17 protein-coding genes and 2 pseudogenes are annotated in these 25,674 nt (G+C 59.4%); 10 read left to right on the top strand and 9 right to left on the bottom strand.

What is annotated here, in order from left to right; genetic code table 11:
• Nucleotides 1–59: 59 nt before the first annotated feature.
• The 4 genes and pseudogenes from ACQY1K_RS20820 to ACQY1K_RS20805 form a co-directional block, all read right to left on the bottom strand.
• Nucleotides 60–2,297, bottom strand: a complete 2,238-nt coding sequence (locus ACQY1K_RS20820) for a glycosyltransferase (RefSeq protein ID WP_430259172.1) — start codon at nucleotides 2,295–2,297, stop codon at nucleotides 60–62.
• A complete protein-coding gene (locus ACQY1K_RS20815; RefSeq protein WP_430259170.1) occupies nucleotides 2,294–5,527 on the bottom strand; it encodes a glycosyltransferase in 3,234 nt (1,077 codons plus the stop codon). The genes ACQY1K_RS20820 and ACQY1K_RS20815 overlap by 4 nt, the downstream gene beginning before the upstream one ends.
• Nucleotides 5,528–5,570: 43 nt before the next feature.
• Nucleotides 5,571–6,746: pseudogene (locus ACQY1K_RS20810) on the bottom strand (glycosyltransferase family 1 protein); the annotation flags it as partial.
• Between the two features lie 71 nt (nucleotides 6,747–6,817).
• Complete coding sequence (locus tag ACQY1K_RS20805) at nucleotides 6,818–7,960, bottom strand: glycosyltransferase family 4 protein (protein ID WP_430259168.1); 1,143 nt, start codon at nucleotides 7,958–7,960, stop codon at nucleotides 6,818–6,820.
• Between the two features lie 215 nt (nucleotides 7,961–8,175).
• Here ACQY1K_RS20805 and ACQY1K_RS20800 point away from each other — a divergent pair, with 215 nt between their 5' ends.
• Complete coding sequence (locus tag ACQY1K_RS20800) at nucleotides 8,176–9,849, top strand: FAD/NAD(P)-binding protein (RefSeq protein WP_430259166.1); 1,674 nt, start codon at nucleotides 8,176–8,178, stop codon at nucleotides 9,847–9,849.
• Nucleotides 9,850–9,853: 4 nt separating this feature from the next.
• Here the strand turns inward: ACQY1K_RS20800 and ACQY1K_RS20795 are convergent, their stop codons facing one another.
• Nucleotides 9,854–10,585, bottom strand: a complete 732-nt coding sequence (locus tag ACQY1K_RS20795) for an MOSC domain-containing protein (protein WP_430259164.1) — start codon at nucleotides 10,583–10,585, stop codon at nucleotides 9,854–9,856.
• A 99-nt stretch (nucleotides 10,586–10,684) separates the two neighbouring features.
• On the opposite strand from ACQY1K_RS20795, the gene ACQY1K_RS20790 reads away from it, so the two are divergent.
• The 7 genes from ACQY1K_RS20790 to ACQY1K_RS20760 all read left to right on the top strand — a co-directional run bounded on the left by ACQY1K_RS20790 (nucleotide 10,685) and on the right by ACQY1K_RS20760 (nucleotide 19,734).
• The gene (locus tag ACQY1K_RS20790; protein WP_430259162.1) at nucleotides 10,685–11,086 is read left to right on the top strand and encodes an NUDIX hydrolase; all 402 of its coding nucleotides are present in this window, start codon (nucleotides 10,685–10,687) and stop codon (nucleotides 11,084–11,086) included.
• A gap of 174 nt (nucleotides 11,087–11,260) precedes the next feature.
• A complete protein-coding gene (gene malQ / locus ACQY1K_RS20785; RefSeq protein WP_430259160.1) occupies nucleotides 11,261–13,084 on the top strand; it encodes a 4-alpha-glucanotransferase in 1,824 nt (607 codons plus the stop codon).
• 162 nt (nucleotides 13,085–13,246) lie between these two features.
• On the top strand, nucleotides 13,247–14,161 hold the full coding sequence (locus tag ACQY1K_RS20780; RefSeq protein WP_430259158.1) for a hypothetical protein: 915 nt from the start codon (nucleotides 13,247–13,249) through the stop codon (nucleotides 14,159–14,161).
• A 240-nt stretch (nucleotides 14,162–14,401) separates the two neighbouring features.
• On the top strand, nucleotides 14,402–15,412 hold the full coding sequence (locus ACQY1K_RS20775; RefSeq protein ID WP_062460387.1) for an HWE histidine kinase domain-containing protein: 1,011 nt from the start codon (nucleotides 14,402–14,404) through the stop codon (nucleotides 15,410–15,412).
• 142 nt (nucleotides 15,413–15,554) lie between these two features.
• Nucleotides 15,555–16,064 (top strand): recombination regulator RecX, encoded by a 510-nt coding sequence (recX, locus tag ACQY1K_RS20770; RefSeq protein WP_430246027.1) that lies wholly within the window; start codon nucleotides 15,555–15,557, stop codon nucleotides 16,062–16,064.
• A 437-nt stretch (nucleotides 16,065–16,501) separates the two neighbouring features.
• Nucleotides 16,502–17,449 (top strand): class I mannose-6-phosphate isomerase, encoded by a 948-nt coding sequence (locus ACQY1K_RS20765; protein WP_430259156.1) that lies wholly within the window; start codon nucleotides 16,502–16,504, stop codon nucleotides 17,447–17,449.
• The gene (locus ACQY1K_RS20760) at nucleotides 17,446–19,734 is read left to right on the top strand and encodes a glycosyltransferase family 4 protein (RefSeq protein WP_430259154.1); all 2,289 of its coding nucleotides are present in this window, start codon (nucleotides 17,446–17,448) and stop codon (nucleotides 19,732–19,734) included. Before ACQY1K_RS20765 ends, ACQY1K_RS20760 begins: the two co-directional genes overlap by 4 nt.
• Before the next feature lie 36 nt (nucleotides 19,735–19,770).
• Here ACQY1K_RS20760 and ACQY1K_RS20755 read toward each other — a convergent pair.
• Nucleotides 19,771–19,956, bottom strand: a pseudogene (locus ACQY1K_RS20755) (hypothetical protein); the annotation flags it as partial.
• On the opposite strand from ACQY1K_RS20755, the gene ACQY1K_RS20750 reads away from it, so the two are divergent.
• Complete coding sequence (locus tag ACQY1K_RS20750) at nucleotides 19,870–21,072, top strand: glycoside hydrolase family 130 protein (RefSeq protein ID WP_430260615.1); 1,203 nt, start codon at nucleotides 19,870–19,872, stop codon at nucleotides 21,070–21,072. The pseudogene ACQY1K_RS20755 and the gene ACQY1K_RS20750 overlap by 87 nt on opposite strands.
• A 49-nt stretch (nucleotides 21,073–21,121) precedes the next feature.
• Here the strand turns inward: ACQY1K_RS20750 and ACQY1K_RS20745 are convergent, their stop codons facing one another.
• Nucleotides 21,122–22,048: a manganese catalase family protein gene (locus tag ACQY1K_RS20745; RefSeq protein WP_113110092.1), complete on the bottom strand. Its 927-nt coding sequence runs from the start codon at nucleotides 22,046–22,048 to the stop codon at nucleotides 21,122–21,124.
• A 216-nt stretch (nucleotides 22,049–22,264) separates the two neighbouring features.
• Here ACQY1K_RS20745 and ACQY1K_RS20740 point away from each other — a divergent pair, with 216 nt between their 5' ends.
• Complete coding sequence (locus tag ACQY1K_RS20740) at nucleotides 22,265–23,176, top strand: hypothetical protein (RefSeq protein ID WP_062576535.1); 912 nt, start codon at nucleotides 22,265–22,267, stop codon at nucleotides 23,174–23,176.
• 144 nt (nucleotides 23,177–23,320) lie between these two features.
• Here ACQY1K_RS20740 and ACQY1K_RS20735 read toward each other — a convergent pair whose 3' ends face one another.
• Nucleotides 23,321–24,112, bottom strand: coding sequence for a metallophosphoesterase family protein (locus ACQY1K_RS20735; protein ID WP_430259152.1), 792 nt, complete (start codon nucleotides 24,110–24,112; stop codon nucleotides 23,321–23,323).
• A 101-nt stretch (nucleotides 24,113–24,213) separates the two neighbouring features.
• Nucleotides 24,214–25,518: a UDP-glucose dehydrogenase family protein gene (locus ACQY1K_RS20730; protein ID WP_062458806.1), complete on the bottom strand. Its 1,305-nt coding sequence runs from the start codon at nucleotides 25,516–25,518 to the stop codon at nucleotides 24,214–24,216.
• Between the last annotated feature and the right edge of the window lie 156 nt (nucleotides 25,519–25,674).

Below are 25,674 nucleotides of genomic sequence, written 5' to 3'. Positions count from 1 at the left end.
TAGCAAACGGCGGCACACTGGTGCCGCCGTCGCTTGTTTGATATTTCGGCGGTTGGGTCTCAACCAACGCTGCCTTGGATAGCCGACGACAGTCCGGGATCTACCGCTCGCCCACCGAGAGACACGCTGCTTGCTAGCAATCCGTTCTGACAAGCCCGTCCGTCGTCCCATCCCGGATGATTGGCGATCGGGTAAAGGCAAATCCCCTCGAACGGGACACCGGACTGCATGGCACGTTTTGCCTGATCCGAGACATAACGGTACCAAGGCCCACGCCGCTCATCCTCGATGCCGGTTTCTGCAATCAAAATCGGCTTGCCATAACGCGCGTAGGTTTCGGCAAGGATCCTGCTCAGCGGCTTGTAGCTGGGATGACCGATGTCGATCGGCGGCCCGCCATGGATCCATTGGTTGTTGAAATAGTAGTTGACGCCAATGATATCGAGAAACCGCTCCTGACCGCCGATCTGCGGCCACATGCGGCCGGCGATGAGGTCCCATCCCTGGAACTGCGACTGCCTGTGACCTTCAGCAACGCCTGACTCGAAAGGTCTCGATTGGTCCGCCACGACATTGATAACCGGATCGCAGTGAACGAAGCGCGCGCGGGGGTCGACCAACAGGATTTCCTCCATGGCAGCGATTGCGGCCCGGGCAAGCTGAACCTTGAGCTCGAATCCTCGACCACGCGCGAACGGGTTGAGATAGGCGGCATCTCCGCCGCCCCACGAGAAGAATGAGATTTCGTTGACGGGGCAGTAGAACGGCACTTCGCTTGTGTTGTCGCGAACCAACCGTGCGCAGGCGCCGGCGAAGGCTGCAAACCGATCGACGAATTGTGGCGACCAGATATCGAGATCGTCAGGCCATCCGTAGTGTAAGAGGTCCCAGATGACCTGCGTGCCGGTTTTCTGCGCGGCTTCGATCATCGGCAATACGCTCGACCAGTCATAGGTCCTGGACTTTTCGATCAGATGCCAGCGAAAACCATCGCGGACCGTACGGATTCCAAGTCCTGCAAGCTGACGATAATCCTGCTCCGCAAAGCGATCGTGCTCGATTGCCGCAATCATATCCAGGCGTCGACCGGTTGTTTCGCCGTCAGCGGGACGTAGCCGATGCGTCGAGCATTCGAAACCGCCCATCAGAAACGATTTGAAGATGCCGGTCGGCCCCTGCGGCGATTTCTCCGCAAGGACGTCGCTGAAAAGCTGTGTCCACTGCGGCAACACGGCCTCGATCGAGTAGCTCGCCTCGACCTTGCGCCGCAACGCTTGTCCGAGAGAACGGCGGAAACCTTCGTCGCCCGCAAGTAAGCGGATCTTGTCAGCGACGGCGGCCGGATCGTTATAGGGCACGAAGAGGCCGGAGACCTGGTCGTCGATCTGCTGCTGGGCGCCGTTGTCAGGTGTTGCGATGACGGGCAGGGCGGCGGCACCTGCCTCGGCAATGACATGCGGCATGCCTTCGCCACGCGACAGCCAGACAAATATATCGAACGCCGACAGAAGCTCGGCCACATCCTTGCGATCGCCTAAAAACCTGACCCTGTCCGCCAAGCCCAGCCGGCGGGTGAGATCCTTCAAGTGATCGGCATAGTCCGGCATGAAAGCATCGGGGCCGCCGACAATGACGAACTGCGCATGCGCATTGTCTCTGACGACCAGTGCGGCGGCATGAATGAAGTCTTCGACATTCTTCTTCGGATCCAGCCGACCGACCCAACCGATGACGACCTGCTCGTCCCGGAACCCTAGCTTTGACCGCATGACCGAGCGGTTCGCCGAATTGAACTCGGAGAGATCGACCATTGAGGGTATCTCGAGCGCGTGCTGCTCGCGGCCGGGCATTTTTGACGCAGCCGCGTCGCGGATGGAGCGGCAGACGCCGACATACCGGCTCGTGAGGTGTTTCGGGCCAGCTTCCGCCTCCGAAACAAGACCGCCATGCTCGATCAGCGGGGGGCGGAGATGAAGCCGTTCGAGTGCCGGATAGATGTCCGCAACGTTCTGGCTGGAAACGACGATGTCGTATCCAGGAACCTTGCCGGCCAGATAGCCAACCGTGTCCTCGAAGGACAGATCGTAAGGCGTCGTATCGACATCGACCCCGAGCGCCCGCAGCTGCTCGTGGGTCTGCTCCGGCATTCCGGGCTTGCGGAAGCAGGCAACGACGTCGATCCGGTAGAGATCAGGATCGAGGTTTCCCGCGAGGAGCCGCACTTCGGTCTCCTCGCCGCCGACCACCAACCACGCGAAGACGAACAGAATCCGTACAGGCTGAGGTTCAGGTGTCATTCGCCCACCTTGAACACAACCTGCAGGAATTCCGGACGGTTTTCGATTAGATCCGTCAGGAAGGCCGGCGCGTCGTCCATCGGAATGACGTGGGTGATCATCTGCTCGCGGATGATGTCGCCATGCGTCCGGAGAAGATCGACCGTTGCGCGGGCGAGCCGGCCGCGGTTCCAGAGCGCACCAAGACCACGCGGAACGCGGTTGATCTGCGCGCAACGGATGTTGAGGCCGTTATGGTGGAACTCTTCACCCAGCCGCAGTTGATCAGCGCCGCCCTGGTAGAAGGCAAGGTCGATCACCGTGCCCTGAGGTCGCAGGGCTTTCAGCGCCGTGTTGAGGCTGCCTGAATACGCACGTGTCTGGAACACCAGATCTGCACCGCGTCCCATCGCGCCATCATGCCAGCGGGCCTTGGCATGCTGCCACGCATGCTCCTCGGTCATGGCCTGAAGGCCCATCGCTTCCGCTTTTTGACGGCGGAACTCCGATGGGTCGGTCACGATAACTTCGGACGCACCCAGGGATTTCGCAAACAGGGCAGTCATCAGCCCCACTGTTCCGGCGCCGATCACAATAACCGGGCGATCCTTCACGCCTGCACCGAGGAAAGGAACGTGAGCTCCATAGGCTTCGGCATCGGCGTGCAGAATGCCGTTTGCGGCGATCGGTCCCATCTGGGCGACGAGGACGCCGAGCACGGGATCGATGTCGGCTGGTAGCGGCACCAGAAGATCGTGGAACGGGTTGGCCGTGTGGCCCGATTTATGGCCGTAGGCGGATGCGACCACCTCGCCTTGCGCAAAACCGCCTGTGCGCGACTCTGAGACCCTGGCAACTTCCATGTAGCCGAGGAACGGGACCGGATAGTGCAGGTCCGGTTCGTTCTCGATAAACACCCCGCGCTCGCCGTCAAAGCGCGAGCGGAAATAGGGATTGGTGTTTTTGAGGAACGTCAGTTCGGTCCCCGCGGAAAGACCGGTGTAGAGCGTGTCGAGCCGAACCTGGCCATCGCCGGGAGGGCCTTCCTCGTATTCGAAGAAATAGGACCGCCCGGGGGCCTCGACGCCAAGTGAGCGGATGATCCGGTGCCCCGGTGCCAATCCCGGCTGAGGAGCTTCCGGCCGAGGCTGGAATTGCAGGGGCAAAGGCTCGGGCTGGCGCATCTCTGGCGGCGCGATCGAAACCGGCTTGCCTTCCTGCACAGAGGCAACGACAGCCAGCGCCAGCCGGTGCGTTGCAAGGGCTTCGGAATAGGGGCAGCGGATCCGGTTTTCCCCGCCGCGAACGGCATCGATGAAGTCGCGGTCTTCGCGCCACACGGGGTCGCCGTCTGCGCCACGGACCGGCCGGCCTCGGCCGACATCCACCATGATGTCGCGGTCGGTAAGCTCGATTGCGAGACGGTCTGCGAAGATGTGAAGCCCGACGCGATGGCTCCAGCCGAGAAGGCAGGTGGAGGCAACGTTTGCGACGACGCCGGTTTCGAATGTCAGAGTGGCCGTCGTCACGGTGGGCACGTCGAGGCCGGGAAATTCGGGCCTGTCCGTGTGACCGGCACGTCCGTAAACCTCGGTCACCTCACCAACAAGAAAACGCGCAAGGTCGAGAAGATGGGTCGCCTGCTCCACCATCTGTCCGCCGGACTTGTCCTGCTTCCACCACCACTGCGGCGGAGGCGTGCTATCCAGCCAGTAGCCGGACAGAAGCTGGGCGGGATTGTCCTTGAGGAGATTGCGGGCCTCATCGACGATGTCGAGGTAGCGCCAGTGGTAGCCGACGCCGGTCACGAGACCCTTCGCCGTCACGGCAGCCGAGATCTCTTCGGCCGTCTCGATGTCAAGCGAAACCGGCTTTTCGACGAAGAAAGGAATGCCGCGCTCGATCAAATCTCGCTCCGGTTCCCCGTGTGCAAACGGCGGCACGCAGACATAGACGGCATCGGGGCGGACGGCGTCCAGCATGTCGCGGTGGTGGGCGAAGGATTTCGCTCCGAAGCGCGCTGCGGCCTGATCGGCGCGGCCGATATCCGGATCCGCGAACCCGACGAGTTCCACATCGTCGAAGCCGGAGATGACATCGAGATGGCGGTGCGCGATACCTCCAACGCCGATAAAGGCGAGGCGTGTCTTCTGCATGGATAGGTCCTTTTGCATGAGATTGGCAGGCTGGGAAATGAACCGGTCGTAGACCGCTCTTGTTTCCCTCGCCATGCGATGTGCGGAAAAGTGATTGTCGAAGCGGACGCGCGCAGCCTCGGCGACATGCGCAAGTCTCTGCCGATCCGAAAGCGCCGCGATGACGACAGAGGCCATTGAAGCGGAACTGCCGGGTGTGGCGAAAAGCGGATGATCCTCCCCGAGCGCCTCGACGGTGCCGCCGATCCGGGTGGCAACGACCGGGCAGCCGAGCGACATCGCCTCGAGCACCGCAAGCGGCAGGCCTTCGAACAGCGATGGCAGAACGAAGAGGTCGCCAAGAGCGATGATGTTGGCGACATCCGGGCGATGTCCGGTAAATCGAATGCGGTCGGAGATGCCGAGCTCATCCGCCAAAGCCCCGAGCCTCACGCGTTCCTCGCCGGATCCGACCAGAAGAAGGCACAAGGAGGGGTGCGCCTCCAGAATCTGCGGCATGGCCTCGAGGAGGGTCTTGTGATCCTTCTGCGCGGTCAACCGGGCAATGGTCACGAGCACGATCTCGTCACGCACATCGAGGTCCCGACGAAGTGCGTCGCCTGTTGCCGTCTGCTGCGGCACGAAGATACCGTTGCGGATAACTGTCAGTCGGTCGGGCGCAATGTGCCCGCGAAAACTGTCCCGGGAGGCTTCCGAAACCACGACGTGATGGGCGACATCCCGCGTGCGTCGCTGATACTCGTCCTGCTGGTCGCGGTCGGTGAGGAGATAAGGAAGATGCTCCGTGCGAATGACCGGGATACCGGCTCGGTTCGCGGCCTTGACCAGCGCGTGCCCCTCCCATCCGATCCCCGCATGGACATGCAGGAGGTCGACATTGCTGCCGGACAGCCAGTGGGCAAAGTCATCGACGTCATCCGCAAGTTTGATGCCGAGGCCGAGACGGGCAGCGCGCGGGAGCAATCCTGCCCGGTCTTCCGACAATAGCGCAATGAACACATCAGCCTGCCCGCACAGCCCGCGCGCCAAGGCAAGCATGTGCTCGCCCATGCCCGATGGGTCCAGGCTATCCGTCGCAAGGACTATCCGCGGCATCCTAGTCACGCTCGGAATGCACCAGAATGTCGTTTTTGCCGAGCAGCGCAGGTGCCAATGGAGGATCTACAGCCGTCTGGTCGACAATCATCGCCATGCTCTTGAACGTGGCATCCCAGGACGAGCGCGCGAGCATCTTGTCAACCGCTTCGAGCCAGGACGTATCGGCGCGGGCAGTGGCAAGCGCGACATCGCATCCGCTGACAAAGCTGTCGGCATCGTCGGCAAAAAACACGCCCGGCGTATCACCGTAGGTACGAACGACGTCTGCAATCTTTGTGCTGACGACCGGTCGCCCTGCCGCCAGATATTCAGGCGTCTTGGTGGGGCTGATGAAACGGGTTGCCTCGTTGAGCGCAAACGGCATGAGCGCCGCATCCCAACCCGCCAGATAGGATGGCAGGTCGGCATAGGACTTGTGCCCGAGGTAGTGAATATTGGCCGCGCGAGGCAGATCGGACGGCGATATCTTGGCGATCGGACCGAGAAAAACGAAGGAGTAGTCCGGTCGCGCTGCAGCCGCTGCGCGGATCAGGTCGAGATCGAGGCGTTCGTCGATGACGCCGTAGAAGCCTAACCGTGGGTGAGGGATCTCTGCCTGATCGCTTGGATCGGCAACCGAGTTTCGCGCTGCCCGGAAATGGTGCGAATCGACACTGGATGGGAAGGCATGGATGTTGTCATGCAGATCGCGCTTTGCCTCGTACAGGCTCACCCCGCCGGTAAAGACCGCGTCCGCGCGCGCCATCAGCGCGTTTTCCATATCCTTCAGCTGAGGCGGCGCAAACTTGAAGTTGGCCAGCTCGTCCATGCAGTCGTAGACAACCGCCGCCGCGTCCACATGCTGCGCGAAAGAATACATCATCGGCGTGTAGAACCAGAGTATGGGCCGCCGCCCACCGTGAAGCAGGATGAGATCGTCGAGCAGTCGGCTAAGCGCCCGATCCCGCTCGGCTTCGCTCCACCAATGCGGAACTCTTGGCCGGATCGCCTTGACGGACGTATCGGCGAATGGGTGAATTTCCAGGTAGGCAAGATGATGATCGGTTGGAATGAATTCCTCGAAAAAAAAGACCTGACGATCCTGAGAGAAGCGCTGCATCAGGTGCTGCGGACGCTGCAGGACAAAGTCCCAGCGCAGATGCGAGAAGCAGATGAGCGGCGTATCGATAGGCAGGGAGGCATCAGGCGTTTGCGGGAAGGAATTCAGAACGTTCATCAAGCACCTCGAAACAGATGCCGCCAAACAAAGCCTGGACAGCAAAGTTCCGGACGCTCATCATAATTCTGTTACCTGTCGTTCATCAAATCTCGCAGGCGGCTGATGCTATGCTGCCACGTCCAGTTTTCCAGCACTGTCTCGCGTGGTTTCATCCCGTTGGCGAGCCGGAGCAGATCCCGGATACCGTCGTGAAAGTCCTGCTCCGAAGCCATTCGGCCCGTCTCCGGCATGATGTATTGTAATCCGCACCGAAGCGCGCTGTTGGCGAGGACGGGAATGCCGGCCAGCATATATTCGGTGAGAATGGCAGGTGCTCCGTCGTCGACGCCGCAGACGACGCCGATCCGTGACTGGTTCATCAACCGGTTGACGTCGTCGAAGGGTATTCCCGGCGGCTCAATGAAATCGACATTGATGCCCAGCGCGTCCGCATGGCGCCTCAACTCCGGTACGAGTTCTCCGTAACCAAAGACGCAAAGGGTCCGGAGCGACCGCGGTAGCTTACCCAGCGCTTCGAAGAGCATGTCGTGGCGCTTGTAGGGCTGGGCGGCCGCCACATAGATCACGTGATAGATCTTCGGAAGGTTCAGCGGCCGGAATGTCATCTCGGATGCGAATTCGGGTCCGATCGGCATCACGACTGTGCGCATGTCAGGATGCCGGGCGCGAACAACCTCCGACTGCCACTCCGCTCCCGTGATCACGAGATCGAAATGACGGCTGACCTCGAACGGCACGCGAAGTGCCGGAGCGTCGATGGAGTTGTAGATCTTAAAGCTGTCGCGGCAGGCAAGCATGATCTCCTCGCTCACCCCAAGTCCCCAGACACACAGTATGTCAGGAGCGCCGAACGCCTCGATATGCCCGAGCATATCGTTCGAGGCAAAGGGAGCCTCCGGACCGTTCATCCGGAATGAACGGCGCACCAGCGACGGATTGCCGGAACGCCACTCTGGCGGAGGATCACCGCCGCGCCAATGCGTCCAGATTTCCGCGCAATCGACCAGCCCGTCCTTGAGGGCTGCGAGTGGAAGCCGCTCGATATAGCCGCCGTCGACAACCACGTCGTTCGTATCCGGAATGGACAGGGGAGGAGATCCGCGTGAACCTGATGACCATAGCGTTTCAAAGCTTCGAGGGGACGGGAGGTCTTCGCCGCTCCAGCTTCCATCCTGAAAATCACTGATGACGACAATACGCCGTGGTCTCATGCACGTCTCTAATCTTTGACACTGAAGAACGGGATGGCGATGTTCGACGTCACCAACTTCCGGAAATGGGAACGGTTCCACTGTCAGGCAGACATACAGCCGGACCTTATCCTGACGTGGAGCGGCGATCATTGCGTCGTGACGGAACCTCGAGGCATCAGCCTTGTTGGCGCAGTCTCCAGACTTTCTGGTTCCTGCAAGGATAGATCGGGCATATGTCATTGAGAGTTGCAATCATCGGATCCGGTCCGACCGGCATCTACACGCTGAAGGGCCTCATCGGGAAGTCTGAACCGCTTGAGATCACCATCTTCGAAAGCGACGCGGAACCCGGCAAGGGAACCCCCTATCGCCCCGATCTCAACGATGCGGCGATGCTCTCCAACATTGCCAGCATCGAGCTGCCGCCAATCTGCGAAACGTTGACCGAGTGGCTTCGCCGTCAGACGGATATGGAGTTGCAGCATCTCGGCGTCGAACGCGATGCCATCAGCGAGCGGGAATTTTATCCGCGCGTGGTTCTAGGAGAGTTCCTGCACGCGCAGTTCCAGCAGCTTCTGAATGCCGCCACCGCCAACGGCCACGCCATCCACCTCAAGGCGCGGCATCGTGTCGTCGATATCGAGCTGCGCGCAGACGATATCCGGTTGAGCGTAAAAGCCTTGGACGACGAACCGGCGGAATTCGGTTTCGATCACGTGGTGATGGCAACGGGCCACGACTGGCCGGAGACCACCGAGGTGCGGCCCGGATACTTCATCTCGCCCTGGCCGGCACCGCTTCTCAAAACCATACCTCCATGCAATCTCGGCATTCTGGGCACGTCGCTGAGCGGCATCGATGCGCTGATCACCGTCTCGACTGCGCATGGTGCCTTCATGCTCGATGGGCAGGGTGATCTTCAATACGAGCCCCTGCCGGGAACCGAAGCCTTCCGCGCAACGATGATGTCGCGCAAAGGGGTGCTGCCAGAAGCCGACTTCTACTGCGAGATCCCGTACCGCCCGCTGACAATCTGTACCGAACCGGCGATCGAAAACGCGATCGCCACGCGGAAGCTCGATCTTCTGGATGCGATCTTCGACCTGTTCAAGCAGGAGCTGGTGGCCTGCGATCCGGATTATGCAGCAAGCATCGGCCTGTCGCTTCTGACCGTTGAGACGATCGCGCCTGCCTATTTCCGCGCTCGGGAAACCAACGACCCGTTTGCCTGGGCTGCTCGCAACCTCGCCGAAGCCGACCTGAACAAGAAGCTGAAGCAGACGGTGGAATGGCGCTATGCCATCCTGCGGATGCATGAGGTGATTGCGAAGGCGATACCGCATCTAGACGCTGATGACCTCAAGCGGTTCCACAAGCACTTCAAGACCGTCTTCATCGATGACTACGCGACGGTTCCGCATGAATCGATCCGCCGATTGCTCGCTCTCCATCGCACCGGCAAGCTTGAGATCGTGGCACTCGGAAATAACAGCGAGATCGACAACAAGAGCGTGGAGCGGGGCGCTGTAGTTCGCACGGAAGGACGGGAGCTTCGGTTTGAGGCTTTCATCGACGCCACAGGACAGCACGAGCTGTCGGCCCGCGACATTCCGTTCCCGACGCTCGTTGGCCAGGGTGTCGTTCGAAAAGCGGCAACAAAGGCTGCGTTTTCTCTTGATGGCGCCGAGCAGGAGATCGTCCGGACAGGAGGGATCGATCTCGACGACGATTTCCGGCTGGTGTTCGAAGACAATCTCTCGAACAACCTCTACTGCGGTTCGATCGCTTTTCTGCTGCACAAGCTTCCGTTCGTGCAGGGAATCACCAGCGCACGCGATATCGGCGAGGTGATTTCGAAAGCGATCCTGAAATCGAACGAGCCGCCCCTGATCATCGCGCAAGCTTAAGGCGTCAGCCCGTCACGATCTTGACCGGGTCACCCAATGTCAGCTTCCCGGGTATCTCGACATCGCCGTAGATGCCGAAGTTTCGCTTGTTTTGTCGCAACAGCGAGCGAAGCACGTCGGGGTTTTCGGGAAGCCCGGGTTGCGCGATCAGCGTCATTCCGCACCGCTTGGCTTCTTCGCAGATGTGGATGGTCGCTTCTCCCATCTGCATCCGGCTTCCAAGCCATGACTTCTCCTCAAAGCCCTCGGCCGCAGGCGTTCGCAGCACGACGTTGGGGCGAAACCGGCGGCTGTCGATATCGTCGGTTCCGACGATCGTGGACAAGTGTCGAAGGGAGTTGGTCGTCACGAGATGGACCGGGCTCACTTCATAACGGTTGACGGCCGTCTGTGCATCGCCGGTCGCGACATAGGGACGCGTTGCGACCTCGAAGCCGAAATAGAGGGTCAGCTTCGCATCGGTATCTCCCTCTCCGACACGCAGCCACTCCCCATCCGGAAATCCGATTTCAGGCCGGTCTCGACCTGACCTCGAGTGGAGGAAAAGTGCCGGTTTCCAGCGAGATTCTTTCTCGGGCGCCGCCGGATGGCCGGACTGCGCATCAGCAACGCACCATGAACGATCGCCCTCGATTCCGTCCGTTCCCAGCTCGACGGAGGTCAAACGCTCGCCGCCAAGCGAGCTTACCGGGTAGCGCCAGATCTCTTCGATAGTTCCAAATTGCGGCGGTGCCATTCATTCCCTCGTCAATGCGTCTCAAGGGCAGGGAACTGAATTTGCCACAGGTGGTTCCCTCAATGCCTGCGAACGCTTCGACAGGACAGAGGAGAAACAATGGCGAAGATCGTATGCGCAGGTTTTGTCGAAAATGGAAAGATCCTGCTTGTCCGGCGCGCATCGCACCGAAAGTGGTCGGCAAATTTGTGGGATCTGGTCGGCGGTCATGTCGAAAAAGGCGAGGGCCTGGACGAGGCTCTGGTGCGGGAATGCGAGGAAGAGGTGGGGCTCACGCCACTTGCCTTCAACAAGGTCGCTACATTGTACGAGAGCCGTGACGAAAGGCAGAAATCGCCCTTCCACACCTATGCGGTACCGCTCTGGAAAGGTGGACAGGCTTCCCTGCTCGGCACCGAGCATTCCGAATTGGGCTGGTTTGGCCGGGAAGACCTCGAGGCAATGGAACTGGCCATGCCGGAGTACCGCTCTGTCATCCTGCAAATGCTGCAGGACTCGTAGCGCAATTTCGTCCGCTGCAGCGTGATGTACCTCGCAGAGCAGAAACTCTTTCCTAGTCCGGGCATTGCGCCGGGGAACTTCCTCAACCCGCAGACGGTTTGGGCTCAGAAATCGACGTTGGAGGAAAGCTGCATGCTTTGCCTGCCGACCGTATAATATTGACGAGGTGGGCTAATGAAGCAGAATATTGACGACGCCATGCTCGATCGGGGCCAGAGCTCCGAGGCCTACGATATCGAAAACAAAAGACCCTCACCCCAGGGCAATGACGTGCCCGTTTCGACAGCCGGCCGGGCGAAAATCTTCGCGTCGCTGGAGCGGTACCCGCAAAACAACGACCAGGCCCAGACCGCCTCGGTCGAAGCCTCCGGTCAACCCCAGTGCTTTCTTCCTGATCTCCAAGGCGAGCGGGTCTGGGGCGTGGCGCTGCAGCTTTACGAACTGAGATCGCGCCGAAACTGGGGGATCGGCGATTTTGACGACCTGTCCACTTTCATTGATCTCGCCGCAGGCTGGGGTGCCGACTTCGTCGGTCTCAATCCGCTCCATGCGCCGTTCATGGCCGCTGCCGAACGGTGCAGTCCTTACGAACCCTCCAACCGGCGTTTTCTCAATCCCCTCTACATTGCTGTCGATCGGATCGACGGCTTCGCAAGCTCGCCTGAGCTGGAGGAAGATATTGCCCGGTTGCAACGAACGGAACTGGTCGACTACGGGAATGTCGCGCGGACCAAGCGCGAGGTGCTCTACAGAATCTGGACGACAGAAAAACGCCGAGAGGACCCCGCGTTTCAGGATTTCTGCAGGGAAGGCGACGCTGAACTGAGGCTGCACGCCCTGTTCGAGGCGATCTCGGAGACCCTTGTCGCATCTGGGGGCAGCGTCGGTTGGAAGGCGTGGCCGCAAGAATATCAGGATCCGCAGTCGGAGACGGTAAAGCTGTTTGCGGAAACGCACGGCGATCGCGTCGATTTCCACCTGTGGCTCCAGTATCTGGCACATGGGCAGCTCACCGAGGCTTCAGCTCGTGCAAAGGCTGCAGGCATGCGCGTCGGCCTCTATCTCGACGTCGCCGTCGGCGAGGCACTGGACGGATCGGCCACCTGGAGCAGCCGTCATGCCTATGTCGAAGGTGCCAGCATCGGCAGTCCGCCAGATCCCATGGCGGTTTATGGTCAGGACTGGCAGCTTGCAGCGTTTCACCCTTCGGCGATCGCTTCGGGAAATCCGTCCCCATTTGAGACCACGATGGAAGGTGTCATGCGCTACGCGGGCGCGGTTCGCATCGACCATGCAGCAGCTCTGCGGCGCCTTTTCCTTGTGCCATCGGGAGAAAGCCCCGAAGAGGGTGCCTATGTCGGCTACCCCCAACAAGCGTTGATCAAGACGCTTGCGGACCTCTCCAACACATATGGCTGCCTCGTCATCGGAGAAGATCTCGGCAATCTGCCGCAAGGGCTGCAGGGAGAATTGGAGGCTGCCAACATTCTCTCCTACAGAATTCTCTCCTACGAGCAGGGAAAGCAGGGCTTCCATCCGCCCGACCAGTATCCGGCGCTGGCCTTGGCATGTGTATCAACCCATGACCACCAGACGTTTTCCGGCTGGTGGCGTGCAGCTGACGTCATGATGCGGGAAAAGAACGATCTCGTGCCCGAAGACGCTGCCCGTCAGCAGAAGAGCGAGAGAAAGAGCGAAAGGCGCGACGTGCTTTCCGCATTTCGGGCGGCCGATCTTATGGGTTCGGAGGCGGTCGATCACTCCAGTCGTAGAAATCTGGCGGCGACTGCCCATGCCTTCGTTGCCAGAACCCCATCCCTCCTGATGGCTGTACGGCTCGCCGATCTCACGGACGAAAAGCAGCCAACCAACGTCCCTGGCACGAGCGACAGTTATCCGAACTGGAAACCGAAACTGTCCGTCATGCTGGAAGAGCTCGACGCACTTCCGGAACTGCATGACATCTTGGGTGAGGTCGCGGCCGCGCGGCGAAAATAAAAGCTAGGTCTTGGGAGCAATAGAGGCGCGCCGTCACTCGGTGACCGGTGCGCTTCCGATGCGATGATCCTGCGTCCGCTCGTCTGCCGGCTCTAATGTTGGGGCAAAAGGAACAACCGAAACCGCTGCATGTTCTCCCCGTGCAACGAATCGGAGTTTCATTTGTCCATTTCATCGAACGACACGAATTTTGCGGCGCGCGATGCCGCCGTAGCGATCAACACCTACACGACCGTCCTTCGTCGTCCAAAAGTGCCGCACGAAACGTTCGCCAATTATTGGCGCGATGTGCATGGCCCGCTCTGTTCCCGGATCCACGGGCTTGGATGGTATGTACAAAACCACTTCAACCGCGAACAGGACGCGCATCTCTGGCCTGAAATCGACGGGGTTTCGCCATTTGAAAACTATGTCCTGGACGGCGGCGTCGAGATCGGCTTCGAGACGGCGGCCGACCAGGAGGAATTCAATGACGCCTGCTCGATCCTGTTTGCGGACGAGCAGAACATGTTTGCAGCAACCGTTGCCTATGCCCTTCCCAAGGGCTCAACCACACTCATCGATCGCAGCGCCGACCCGGTTCCCAACGGAGACGACGGACTTGATCGCATCCACGTCCATCTCGGCTCCAGGACAGGCGATGCGTTTGCCTTTGCAACGTTCATGACGAACCTTGCCGAGAAGATTTCCTCAGACCCTGCCGCTATGAAAGTGCGTCTGCACCTGCCCGATGTCTACGACAACGCAAAACCCGCACCGCCTGCTCCCGGCGTCGATCATACGGTTCCAGACGAGCGCCGGCACATTGCGGTGTTGGAGCTCGCATTCGCCAGCCCGCTTGCTCGTCGGCAGTTCTACGGCGGCGATCTGTTCCAGAGCACGCTCTCCGACCAGAAAGCGCAGATCAGCCATGCGACTGCCTTCGCAGTGAGCGGCATCTATACCTATGTCCGCGACAAGCTGCTGACGACCGCGGGATTGAGAGGAAGCCGACAGGCGCAGCTGATCGAGACGCTGGGAGCCGCCAACCAGGTCTCCGACGATGTTCGCACCCTTCTTCATAAGGGCGAATTGTAAGACTGGCTGTCGGTGCTTTCCTCCGCTGTATGGCTCGGGCGGGAGACGCCGACGATGTGAACCGTCGTCTCGCCGCCAGCTTCGAGATCGGGTCGCCTATGGCGGCTCGACGGGAGGCCGATCTTGTGCCACACGATTTCCACGATCCTCTTTGAATAGGGATTGCAGATAGTGCTAAAATTCCCCAGTTGAGCTGGTTCGTGCCACCACGTTGGGACCGATATGGCGAAAGACCAGTTGATGAAGATCGAGATACCCACAGACAAGATTTCCTCAAGAGAGCGGTATCTCGAAGCCATCGTCCAGAGCGCGATCGATTACGCGATCATTTCGATGGATCTCGATGGTCTCGTGACCAGTTGGAACGAGGGTGCTCGGCGTGTTCTCGGCTGGGATGCAGACGAGATGGTGGGCAGGCCGGCCACAGCTTTTTTCACGCTCGAGGATCGCGAGCAGGGCATTCCGCAACGGGAGATGACTGCCGCCCTGAGCCAGGGGCGTGGTAGCGACGAGCGATGGCATCTGCGCGAGGACGGTTCAACCTTCTGGGCGTCCGGCGAGATGATGGCGTTGCGATCCGATGACGATACCGTCATAGGCTTCATCAAAATCCTTCGCGACAGAACGCAGGAAAGAGAACAGGCCGACCAGCAACGCCTGCTCATGCTCGAGCTCGGTCACCGGATGAAAAACACCATCTCGGTGGTGCAGTCGATTGCAACGCAGTCGATCCGCAATGCGGCCTCGCTCGAAGATGCCGGCGAGAAGCTCCAGTCGCGCATGTCGGCCTATGCCTCGGCACACGATATTTTGCTCCAGAAGAACTGGGTGAGCGCGACGCTTGGCCAGATCGTGAACGCCGCAACGATCAACATCGGTCTTGAGGGCTCCGACCGCGTCCGGATCGAGGGACCGGAGATCGAGCTTGATCCCCAGGCCGCCCTGTCGTTCTCGCTGGTGCTGCACGAGCTTTTCACGAATGCCTCCAAGTACGGCGCACTCTCCGAGAGCAATGGTCACATCGATATTGCATGGAGAATCGAAGCCCGGGAGGGAGAGGATTTTCTAATCTCGTCTTGGCGGGAAGTCGGCGGGCCACCCGTCGCTATCCCGACCAGAAAGGGATTTGGCTCTCGGCTCATCGCGTCCAGTCTGAACTCTTACGGAACCGCCACGACCGATTACGAGCCGGATGGTGTCGTCGTGACAACTGCGATGCCCTTGTCCAGGATCCAGTTCGAAAAAACCTGACCGCGGTTGATACAACAAGGTTCTCTGATTGTCAGTTATCGCGTGATACAACTGGAACAAGGACTTGATTTTGGAGCCTTTACCAGACGATAGCAGCAACGAGCTTGCTGAAAAACCCGTATCGGATATCCCGACGACGCGTATGCTGTCATGGGCGCGGAACTCCGCTATCTATCGTCTGTCCAAAAGGATGCACACGGAAAAGCAGCTCCGGCAAGCGATCACGCGCAAGGCGCGGGAAAAGTTCGAAGACATCGGCGATCGGCAAGTCGAGGCGCTTGCGGCGTTTGCCGTGAAGTTCGGATATGACAACAGCGCTCTCGATGATCAGGCTTACGCAGAAGTCGCGACCCGTTCTGCGCAACGAAGCGGCCGGTCGAAACGCGCGATTTCGCAGCGGCTCGTGATCAAGGGAATAGACCGGGAAACCGCCTCCGAGGCAGTCGCTGACGTGAACGATCTGCGTGCCGCGGTCGTGCTCGCGCGAAAGCGGGCATTTGGCCCGTTCAGGAGAGTGGAGCTCGATCAGAAACGCAAGGCCAAGGAGCTCGCATCGTTTGCACGCGCAGGCTTCAGCTCGGAAATCGGGAGGCAGGTTTTCGAGATGCATCGCGACGATGCCGAGGTAGTCCTGAGCGAAGACGTGGTGTGAAGGAGCGCCGAACAGCTCTCCGGTCATTGGGGCGATGCTGGCTAGATGTTGCAGCGTATTCCTAAGTCGTAGAAATGCGTGTCGATAGTACACTTTTGCATTTTTTGCGCTTTTAAAGCGTATCTCATCAGTACCAGCTAAGTAAATTACCAATATACTTATAATTTACAAAATCTCTGATGCGTGAAGAATTTGATTTTGTTGCGGTTGGTGGCTGATTTTATTTAAAAATTGAAATCCGTAGGACATAACCCTATATCAGGTATGCCTGCGCAAAGCCTGACAGGCTGCCGGCGCGAATGGCCCGGCGGGTTCCGATATCCCAGGGCGCGTTTGAAAACCTGACATCGTTGCGATAGCGACCGTTCCACCTGATTTGCTGGCGCAGCTACCGACCTCAGATCGAACTGATCTTAGCGGCATACCCACGAGGTATCATGACGGTAGAACATCTAGGCGTGCAGCCCGCAGCAAAGCCGTGGGGCCGTCGTGAACTGAAGCCGTGGAGCCAGTCGGACGGCACGACTGTCATTGGCGAGCTGCGCTACGCGCGCAACGGTCCAGACCGTGACGCTTCTGCACTGCTGCTCAAGTTGCTGTTCACGTCTCAGGCGCTGTCGATCCAGGTTCATCCGGATGACGCGGCCGCGCAGGGAGTCGGCATGAGGAACGGCAAGACGGAAGCCTGGTACGTCCTTTCTGCTGACGACGGCGCCGAAGTGGGGATCGGGTTGAAAACGCCCGTGTCCACGGAGGAGTTGCGCGACGCCATTTCCGACGGTTCGATCGGTAGCCTGCTCAACTGGCAAAAAGCCTATGCGGGCGATGCGTTCTTCGTCCCTGCCGGAACCATCCACGCGATCGGTGCGGGGCTCGTCATTGCCGAAATCCAGCAGGCGAGTGACACGACATACCGTCTTTTCGACTATGGAAGCGCGCGTGAACTCCATATCGAACAGGCAGTTTCAGTGGCGCAGCTGGGACCGGCACCGCGCCAGGAACCGATGCGTCATCTGACGAAAGAGAGAACGCTACTCGTCTCCTGCGACTTCTTCGTGCTCGAGCGGGTGACACTTGCTGCAAACACGCTGTGGCAACTCAAGGCCGAAAGCGAATGCTGGTTGCTTCTCCTTGCGGGCGAAGCGTCGATAGGATCGATGCAGCTGAAGCTTGGTGATGCCGTTTTCCTGGAAGCGGAAGACGCATCTATACAAGCCGGTGCTGCTCCGATCACAGCTTTGCTCGCCTATGCCGGCAAAGACGCCCGGGAAAACCTGCTGCGGGACGTCGGTCCGCTCCGGGACATGCCGGATCCCAAGAAGACGACCATTGTTCAACCCTTAGCGGACGTTCCAGCGTTCCCTTCAACGGAGACGCTGTCATGACCCAGACCAGGAAAATCGCTTTCGTCGGCAACTCACTGCCGCGCCGCTGCGGCATCGCGACCTTCACGACGGATCTTGAGCAAGCGGTATCGAAAACCTCGGCAAACGTCGAAACGGCGATTGTCGCCATGACGGATCATGGCCAGGTGTATGACTATCCGCACAGCGTCCATCTGCAGATCGCGGACGACGACCTTGCGGAATATGTCGCAGCCGCGAAATACCTGAACGCTGAGAAATTCGATATCGTCTGCCTCCAGCACGAGTTCGGCATCTTCGGAGGCAATGACGGAAGTCATATCCTGGCGCTGTTGTCACGGCTGACGATGCCTGTCGTAACGACGTTGCATACGGTCCTTGCCGAACCGACACCATCTCAGCGCCGGGTCTTCAACAATATCGTCGATATCTCGTCGAAGGTGGTGGTGATGGCCGCGCGGGGGCGCGAGCTGCTGCAGGAAGTCTATGATGTGCCGGCGGAGAAAATCGAGTTCGTCCCGCACGGAATCCCGGAAATCGCCTTCAGCGAGCCGGACGAGGCGAAGACCAAACTCGGTTTTGAGGGGCGATCCGTTATCCTGACGTTCGGCCTGTTGTCACCCAACAAGGGCATCGAGGTCATGATCGACGCGATGCCGGTGATCCTGCAGAGCAGGCCGGACGCAGTCTACGTCGTGCTTGGCGCGACCCACCCGAATCTTGTGCGGACCGAGGGCGAGACGTATCGACAGTCGCTCGTAGCGCGTGCGGAGGATCTCGGCATCGAAGACCATGTGGTCTTCCTCGACCGTTTCGTCGACCTGCCGACCCTTCTCGACTTCATTTCGATGTGCGACGTCTACGCGACGCCTTATCTCAACGAAGCCCAGATGACCTCAGGTACGCTTGCTTACAGTTTCGGGCTCGGCAAAGCCGTTGTATCGACCCCGTACTGGCACGCGAGCGAGCTCCTTGCGGACGGCTCCGGCGTACTCGTACCGTTCGGCGATTCCGAGGCGATTGGTCGGGAAATTGCAGCATTGCTGACCGACGATGACAGTCGCAACGCAATACGCCGTCGGGCCTATGCCGCCAGTCGCTCTATGACCTGGCAGCGCACGGGCCAGCGATACCTCTCGCTGTTTGAGGCGGTCATCCAGCCAAAAATCCGGCCCGGTGCTGTCCCGCCAGTTGGCCGCAAGCCGTCGGCCCTCGGCTCGCCCGGTGTGCCCGAGCTCCAGTTCGCATACCTCTTGTCGATGTGTGACGACACCGGACTATTCCAGCATGCCGTCCATTCTGTCCCGGACCGGTCGCATGGTTACTGCGTCGACGACAATGCCAGGGCGCTGCTGCTTTCAGTCACTCTCATGGCCTCCGGCGAAACCCAGTTGCCCGATATCCTGACCACGCGGTTTGCGTCCTTTGTCCAGCATGCGTGGAACCCGGATCAAAAGCACTTTCGCAATTTCATGGGTTTTGACCGGCGATGGCTGGAAGACAAGGGCTCGGAAGACAGCCATGGCCGCACGCTGTGGGCGCTTGGACAGTGCGCGCTCAACGACACCAGTTCGGCGAGACGCAACTGGGCTGCCGATCTGTTTGCCGAAGCCCTTCCGACAGCAGTTGATTTCACCTCACCTCGCGCCTGGGCATTCACGTTGCTGGGATTGGACGGATATTGCGCGGCCCGGCGCCACGACATCAATGCCCGACGGATTCGGTCCACTCTCGCAGATCGGCTGATGGCGCTTTTTTCGCATGTGGCCACACCGGATCGGCCGTGGTTTGAAGAGGGGTTGTCCTATGACAACGCCCGTCTTCCGCAAGCTCTGATCCTTGCGGGTCTGGCCGCTGAGAAGCCAACCCATATCTCCGCTGGCCTGCAGAGCCTGCGCTGGCTGATGACGATGCAGACTGCACGGACAGGGCATTTCCGCCCGGTCGGTTCGGATGGTTTCGGTGATGTCGGCTTGCCGCCGCAGCATTTCGACCAGCAGCCGGTCGAGGCGGCCGCAACCATCTCTGCCTGCCTGACGGCCTGGCATGCCGAGAAACGCCCCGAATGGCAAAGCAGTGCACGGATGGCGTTGGACTGGTTTACGGGTGCCAATGACCTTTCCCTCCCGCTCGTGGACATTGACACCGGAAGTTGTCGCGATGGGCTGCATCGCGCACGCCCCAACGAGAACAGGGGGGCCGAGTCCGTGCTCGCTTACCTCTTAGGCCTCGTCGAATACCGCAGGATCGTGCGGAGCGGCAGTCAATCGGCAATCTCCTCCCAATTGCACGCTCTGAGTGCCTGAACCCGAATTCCGTTCAAATGAAATGAGATCGCTTTGTCAAAAGCCGTTGTTGTCAACCGCCAATCGCTCTTCCTGCGACCCGATTCCTCGCGCGTGGTCGTGCGTCCGTTCAAGCCCGCCACCGAACCCCGGGATCTGAACCCGACGGATAAAACCCGGGCGAACCTTATTGTCGATCGGGTGCTGGCGCTGGAACCGCAGGCCGCCGATCTTCTTCTTGCGGACGTGCTCGAGAATTTTGAGGGCCGCCACCGTAACCTCCTGGCGACGTTCGAAGCACGCGCGAAGGATATGGAAGAAGCCTTTGCGCCGCACACGGTTTTCAGCCCGACGCAGCGACAGCTGATCGGGGCCTACTTCCTCAACGAATATTCGTTTGAAGCCTCGGCACTGTTCAACCCCAGTATCGTCGCTCACCCGGACCAATCGGGCGTGCCGGAGGGTAGCCGCCGGTTTGTCTTGAGCCTGCGCGCCGTCGGCGAGGGGCATGTCTCCTCGTTGACGTTCCGCACGGGACTGATCGCGCCCGATGGCGGCGTGGAGATAGAACCGACTGCACGGCTTGCATCCACCCCAACGATCCAAACGCCACTGTCAGGCTCACCGGATGAGAGCGTCGAACTCAGTTTCAGCGCCGACCAGCATATCAGCGAACGCGTCATTTTTCCGGTGACACCAGCTCAGTCGAACGGCATAGAAGATGCACGCTTCGTCGAATTCGAGACGGAGGAGAATGAGGAAAAGACGTTCTATGCGACCTATACCGCTTACAGCGGCAAGGCCATCCGGTCGGAATTGCTCCAGACCAGCGACTTCATCTCGTTCAAGATGACGCCGTTGACCGGCACCGCGGCGATGAACAAAGGGATGGCGCTGTTTCCGCGGAAGATTGATGGTCGCTACGCGATGATCGGTCGGCAGGACAACGAAAATCTCTACCTGATCTACTCCGACGACCTGCACGAATGGAACGGCGGCCAAGCGATCCTGCGTCCGAAATTTCCCTGGGAGTTCGTACAGATGGGAAATTGCGGATCCCCAATCGAGCTCGACGAAGGATGGTTGCTTCTCACACACGGTGTGGGCCCGGTCCGTCGGTATGCGATCGGGGCCGCACTTCTCGACAAGAAGGATCCCTCGAAGGTTCTCGCGAGGTCACGCGATCCGCTCGTTCGTCCGGAAAAGTCGGAACGTGAGGGGTACGTCCCGAACGTCGTCTACACATGCGGTGGAATGCGGCACGGCGACCTGATCATATTGCCATACGCAGTCTGCGATACGGTTTCCAACTTCTCGACGATCAGGATTTCGGAGCTGCTGCAGACCCTGGACGGGTGACACGTCCAATGAAAAACGGCGGGGACCAAAGTCCCCGCCGCCGACTGAATTAACGCGACTTCTTGTAAAGCTTTTCTGCGATCTCGAACATTTCTTCCGGCGCGTAATCCGGCGTGAATGCCGAGGGAACGCCGGTCAACTGATGGATCTTGCCACCGTCGGGCATGCCATCGATCACTTCGAGTTCGCCCGGAGGATCGTTCGGAAGAGCGACTTCGCCATTGCCCCAGATGCCCGCCATTTCCTTGTAGTCGTTCGGGCTGAACGTGTAGAGCCGGCGATGCGAACCCTCATCCAGGTATTTCTGGCATTCCGGGATCTTGGAAAGCGGAATGTTCGGCGTCGGCAGGAACTTTTCGATTTCAACGCCGGTGATTTTCTTCAGCGCCAATGCGTAGGCATGGGCGTGAACCGAACCGCGCACGAGAAGATAGCCGCAGACTTCGCGACCCGTCGGGTCCGTCAGCGTTTCGTAGACGCGCAGCTTGTGCAGTCGGGCACCGCATTCCAGATGGAAATTGTGCAAGAGATCGACGACGACATTGCCCGTGCTGGTGATGAAATCGTTATTCCACGATACGCCGTTGCTGTTGATCGGAGCCGCTCCACCGCCACCGGACAGGAAAGCCGCGGCCAACCGCATATCCTTCATATCCTCGAAGGGTGCGCCCGAAATATCGCCGCCGTCGCCTTCGTCGCCCCCTGGAATGTCCGGGCCGTTGTTGAGCATTCCAACGCCATTGCTGACAAGCTCGACATGGCCAAGTTCTTCTGCAGTGATACTGGCAACAAGGCTGTAGAACGGCTTCAGTTTTTCCTTGGACCGAAAGTTGAAGCTCTGAAACATGTAGTTTCCAAGCGTCGACATTTCTCCATATTTCCCGCCAAGCAATTCCTGGAGTGCTGCGGCAGCATTGGGGTCAGCACGTTTCGGTGCTGGCAGATTTGCCTGCAGCTGATCAACTCGCATGAACATTGAGGTATTCCTTTGGTTGTAGGTCTCGTCCCAACCACCGGGCAAGATGCTTGTTCCCCGGAAATATTACTCATGCTCAGAATTAACCGTCGGAGGTGATTATGTTGCTTTTGTTCCAATATTTCGTGTTCTCTGACGATTTTGACGGAACTTGAATGAGGCGAAACTGTTAACGGCGCACTCACGCGTCTGTGAGGCGCTTTAAGGATCACCATCATGGTAACACCAGTCACAACCCATCTACCGCACGAAACCACTCATGGCGTCTCAGTCAATGCGACGTCGGCACTGAACAAAGTATCCTGGGGAGCAATCTTTGCAGGCGTCGTCATCGCGCTTGCAGTGCAGTTCCTACTCAATCTTCTCGGCGTCGGTCTTGGTGCCGCGGTGCTTGATCCGGTCACGTCCGACAACCCGACTGCCAGCACCTTCTCTATCGCCGGCGGCATCTGGTTTGTCATCGCCGGGATCATTGCGGCCTTCGTCGGCGGCTACGTCTCGAGCCGCCTGTCCGGCCGCCCGAGCAACTCGACGGGCGGTTACCATGGTCTGACGACCTGGGCTGTTACAACGCTCGTGGTCCTCTACATGCTGACAACCTCGATCGGCGCACTCGTCGGCGGCGCATTCAGCGGCCTGTCGAGCGTCATCGGTGGCGTTGGCCAGACGGCAGCAACGGCTGCGTCGACCGCAGCGCCTGCAATTGCCAATTCCGCCAACCCGATGGCCGGTATCGAGCAGCAGATCCGCAGCACAACCGGTAACGATCCGCAGGCTCTCCAGAACGCTGCAGTTGCCGCTGTTCAGGCAGCCGTAACCGGCGACCAGGCAAAGGCAGAAGATGCCCGCAACCGTGCCGCTGAAGCGATTGCCCGCTCGCAGAACATTCCTGTCGAACAGGCACGCCAGCAGGTTCAGCAGTATGAGGCAACGTACCGCGAGAACGTCGAAGCTGCAAAGCAGCAGGCACTTGAAGCCGCAGAAGCCACGGCAACTGCCGTATCTGCTGGTGCAATCCTTGGCTTCATCGCCCTGGCACTCGGTGCAATCGCCGGCTGGGTCGGTGGCAGCTTCGGTACGAAGAAGAACGTGGTCGTAACGGAGACTGTCGGTCGCCGCACGGTCTGATCTGACAAGCAAAACAACGAGCCCGCGCCAACGGTAGATGCCGATGGCGCGGGTTTTTTCATGCGAACAATGTCTGCTCGAAGTCGTGGCGCAGATCGTCCTCGCCAGCGCATCCGCTGGTAACGAGTGCAGAAGGCTTGGTCCTCACTGCAGAATCGAGATCTCCTCACCATCGATACGCAGAACTGTCAGTTTTCCGGAATAGACTGCTCCGGTATCGATCCCGATGCGACCGATCCCATAATCAGGATCTTCCTGCGGCGTATGCCCGTGGACGACGATGAGATGTGGAAGTTCAGGCCCTTGCTTGAGGAACGCCCCGCGGATCCACATCATATCCTCATCGCGCTGCTCTTCGATCGGTATGGCCGGTGCCACGCCCGCATGAACGAACAGGACTTGGCCGGCCTTGAGGCTGACAGGCAGATCCATAAGAAATGATCGGTGCGTTTCAGGTACCGCCTCCTGCAAGACGTGCATGAGAGACGCGCCGCTACCTTTGCGGCGGAGGCTCAGATGCTGCAGATCCACGCCGTAGGATGCGAGCGTCTTGTCGCCGCCCATTTCCAGCCAGTGCATATACGCTTCGGGACGCTCCAGAAAGCGCAGGAACAGATCGTCGTGGTTGCCGCAAAGCGTCACGCGTTTCAAACCGAGAGCGCTGGGGCTCGAGAGATGTTCGAGCACCTGCGCCGATGCGGGTCCCCGATCGACGTAATCGCCGAGGAGAACAACGAGCCCGGGGCGTCCCAATCGCCTCATGTCATCCGCGATGACGGCTTCAGCCCTTTTCAGCAGGTCAAGACAGCCGTGAACATCGCCGATCGCGTAAAGCGGGTAGGGTAACGGTTCGCTTCCAAGGTCGAGCCTTCGCCTGCGCTGCTCGCCAAGTTGCGGTGAGGCGCGCAAGGTCAACCAGCGGATCATCTTTCGCATGCGCCGTAATCCCCGTTCGAAATCCGCCAGGGATTACGGTCGCTTTGAAGGTTCTTGCTTGTCCCGCTCAAGGCAACACCGCCATGTGCCGGATCCCGGGTTCAGATGCTCTTGCCCACACCCGTATAGGCAAAGCCGTGTGCTTCAACTTCCTGAGCGCGATAGACATTGCGCAAGTCGACGAGAACCGGCGTTTTCATGATGGACTTCAGGCGGTCGAGGTCGAGGGCTCGGAACGCATTCCACTCGGTCACGAGCACGGCGACATCGGCACCTTCAGCTGCTTCATAGGGTCCCGCTGCGAACTCGATGTCCATCATCTGCTTGGCATTTGCCATGCCTTCGGGGTCATAGCCGGACACGATCGCGCCGGCATCCTGCAAAGCCTGAACGACGGCGATTGCCGGGCTGTCGCGCATGTCGTCGGTATTCGGTTTGAAGGTAAGGCCGAACAGAGCGACTTTCTTGCCGCGCACATCGCCACCGGCAGCGGCGATCACCTTGCGGCCCATGGCACGCTTGCGGCTGTCGTTGACAGCAATCGTGGTCTCGATCAGACGCACGGGTGCGTCAAAGTCCTGTGCGGTCTTTGCCAGCGCCAGCGTGTCCTTTGGAAAGCAGGATCCGCCATAGCCCGGACCTGCGTGCAGGAATTTCGATCCGATGCGACCGTCGAGGCCGATCCCGCGCGAGACGTCCTGAACGTCGGCTCCGACCTTCTCGCAAAGGTCCGCCATCTCGTTGATGAAGGTAATCTTCATGGCGAGAAAACCATTGGCGGCATATTTGATCAGTTCGGATGTGCGGCGTGATGTAAACAGCAGCGGCGACTGGTTGATGAACAGCGGCCGGTAGACCTCGGTCATCACAGCCTTGGCACGGTCATCCGAGAGGCCGACAACGATGCGGTCCGGACGTTTGAAGTCATCGATCGCTGCCCCTTCGCGCAGGAATTCCGGGTTGGAGACAACGGCGACATCCGCATCCGGATTGGCTTCCCGGATGATCCGCTCGACTTCGTCGCCGGTGCCGACAGGCACGGTGGACTTCGTCACGACGACGGTAAAGCCCTTGATCGAAGCTGCGATCTCTTTTGCGGCAGCATAAACGTAACCGAGGTCGGCATGACCATCGCCACGACGCGAGGGGGTGCCGACGGCGATGAAGATGACGTCGGCTTCGCTGACGGCCGGCGCAAGCTCGGTCGTGAAGGAAAGACGGCCTGACCTGGCGTTGCTTTCGACCAAGGCATCAAGGCCGGGCTCGAAGATCGGGATGACGCCATTCTTCAGGGCATCGATCTTTTCCGCGGCCTTGTCGACGCAGATCACGTCATGGCCGAAATCTGCAAAACACGCTCCGGACACAAGCCCGACATAGCCCGATCCAACCATTACGATACGCATGAAATCTCCTGAGAATTGGGTCGCTTATATTTGCGCAAGTTAGAATGTAGTAGGTCAGGCTAAAGATTGTCGATGTAAATTGATTCCAAGCATTCCTTACATGCCTCCTTATGTTTTCTTGCAAGCAAAAGGCAAAGGGTTTGCTGCGTTATAGTT

This window comes from Neorhizobium sp. IRS_2294, from assembly GCF_050500145.1.
Taxonomy (GTDB): domain Bacteria; phylum Pseudomonadota; class Alphaproteobacteria; order Rhizobiales; family Rhizobiaceae; genus Neorhizobium; species Neorhizobium soli.
This window is presented reverse-complemented; position numbering and strand designations above follow the sequence as displayed.

Bases quoted from the DNA above. Each gene is read 5' to 3' on its own strand.
- ACQY1K_RS20820 (WP_430259172.1), bottom strand. From the start codon at position 2,297: ATGACACCTGAACCTCAGCCTGTACGGATTCTGTTCGTCTTCGCGTGG.
- ACQY1K_RS20815 (WP_430259170.1), bottom strand. From the start codon at position 5,527: ATGCCGCGGATAGTCCTTGCGACGGATAGCCTGGACCCATCGGGCATG.
- ACQY1K_RS20805 (WP_430259168.1), bottom strand. From the start codon at position 7,960: ATGAGACCACGGCGTATTGTCGTCATCAGTGATTTTCAGGATGGAAGC.
- ACQY1K_RS20800 (WP_430259166.1), top strand. From the start codon at position 8,176: ATGTCATTGAGAGTTGCAATCATCGGATCCGGTCCGACCGGCATCTAC.
- ACQY1K_RS20795 (WP_430259164.1), bottom strand. From the start codon at position 10,585: ATGGCACCGCCGCAATTTGGAACTATCGAAGAGATCTGGCGCTACCCG.
- ACQY1K_RS20790 (WP_430259162.1), top strand. From the start codon at position 10,685: ATGGCGAAGATCGTATGCGCAGGTTTTGTCGAAAATGGAAAGATCCTG.
- malQ (WP_430259160.1), top strand. From the start codon at position 11,261: ATGAAGCAGAATATTGACGACGCCATGCTCGATCGGGGCCAGAGCTCC.
- ACQY1K_RS20775 (WP_062460387.1), top strand. From the start codon at position 14,402: ATGAAGATCGAGATACCCACAGACAAGATTTCCTCAAGAGAGCGGTAT.
- recX (WP_430246027.1), top strand. From the start codon at position 15,555: ATGCTGTCATGGGCGCGGAACTCCGCTATCTATCGTCTGTCCAAAAGG.
- ACQY1K_RS20765 (WP_430259156.1), top strand. From the start codon at position 16,502: ATGACGGTAGAACATCTAGGCGTGCAGCCCGCAGCAAAGCCGTGGGGC.
- ACQY1K_RS20760 (WP_430259154.1), top strand. From the start codon at position 17,446: ATGACCCAGACCAGGAAAATCGCTTTCGTCGGCAACTCACTGCCGCGC.
- ACQY1K_RS20745 (WP_113110092.1), bottom strand. From the start codon at position 22,048: ATGTTCATGCGAGTTGATCAGCTGCAGGCAAATCTGCCAGCACCGAAA.
- ACQY1K_RS20740 (WP_062576535.1), top strand. From the start codon at position 22,265: ATGGTAACACCAGTCACAACCCATCTACCGCACGAAACCACTCATGGC.
- ACQY1K_RS20735 (WP_430259152.1), bottom strand. From the start codon at position 24,112: ATGCGAAAGATGATCCGCTGGTTGACCTTGCGCGCCTCACCGCAACTT.
- ACQY1K_RS20730 (WP_062458806.1), bottom strand. From the start codon at position 25,518: ATGCGTATCGTAATGGTTGGATCGGGCTATGTCGGGCTTGTGTCCGGA.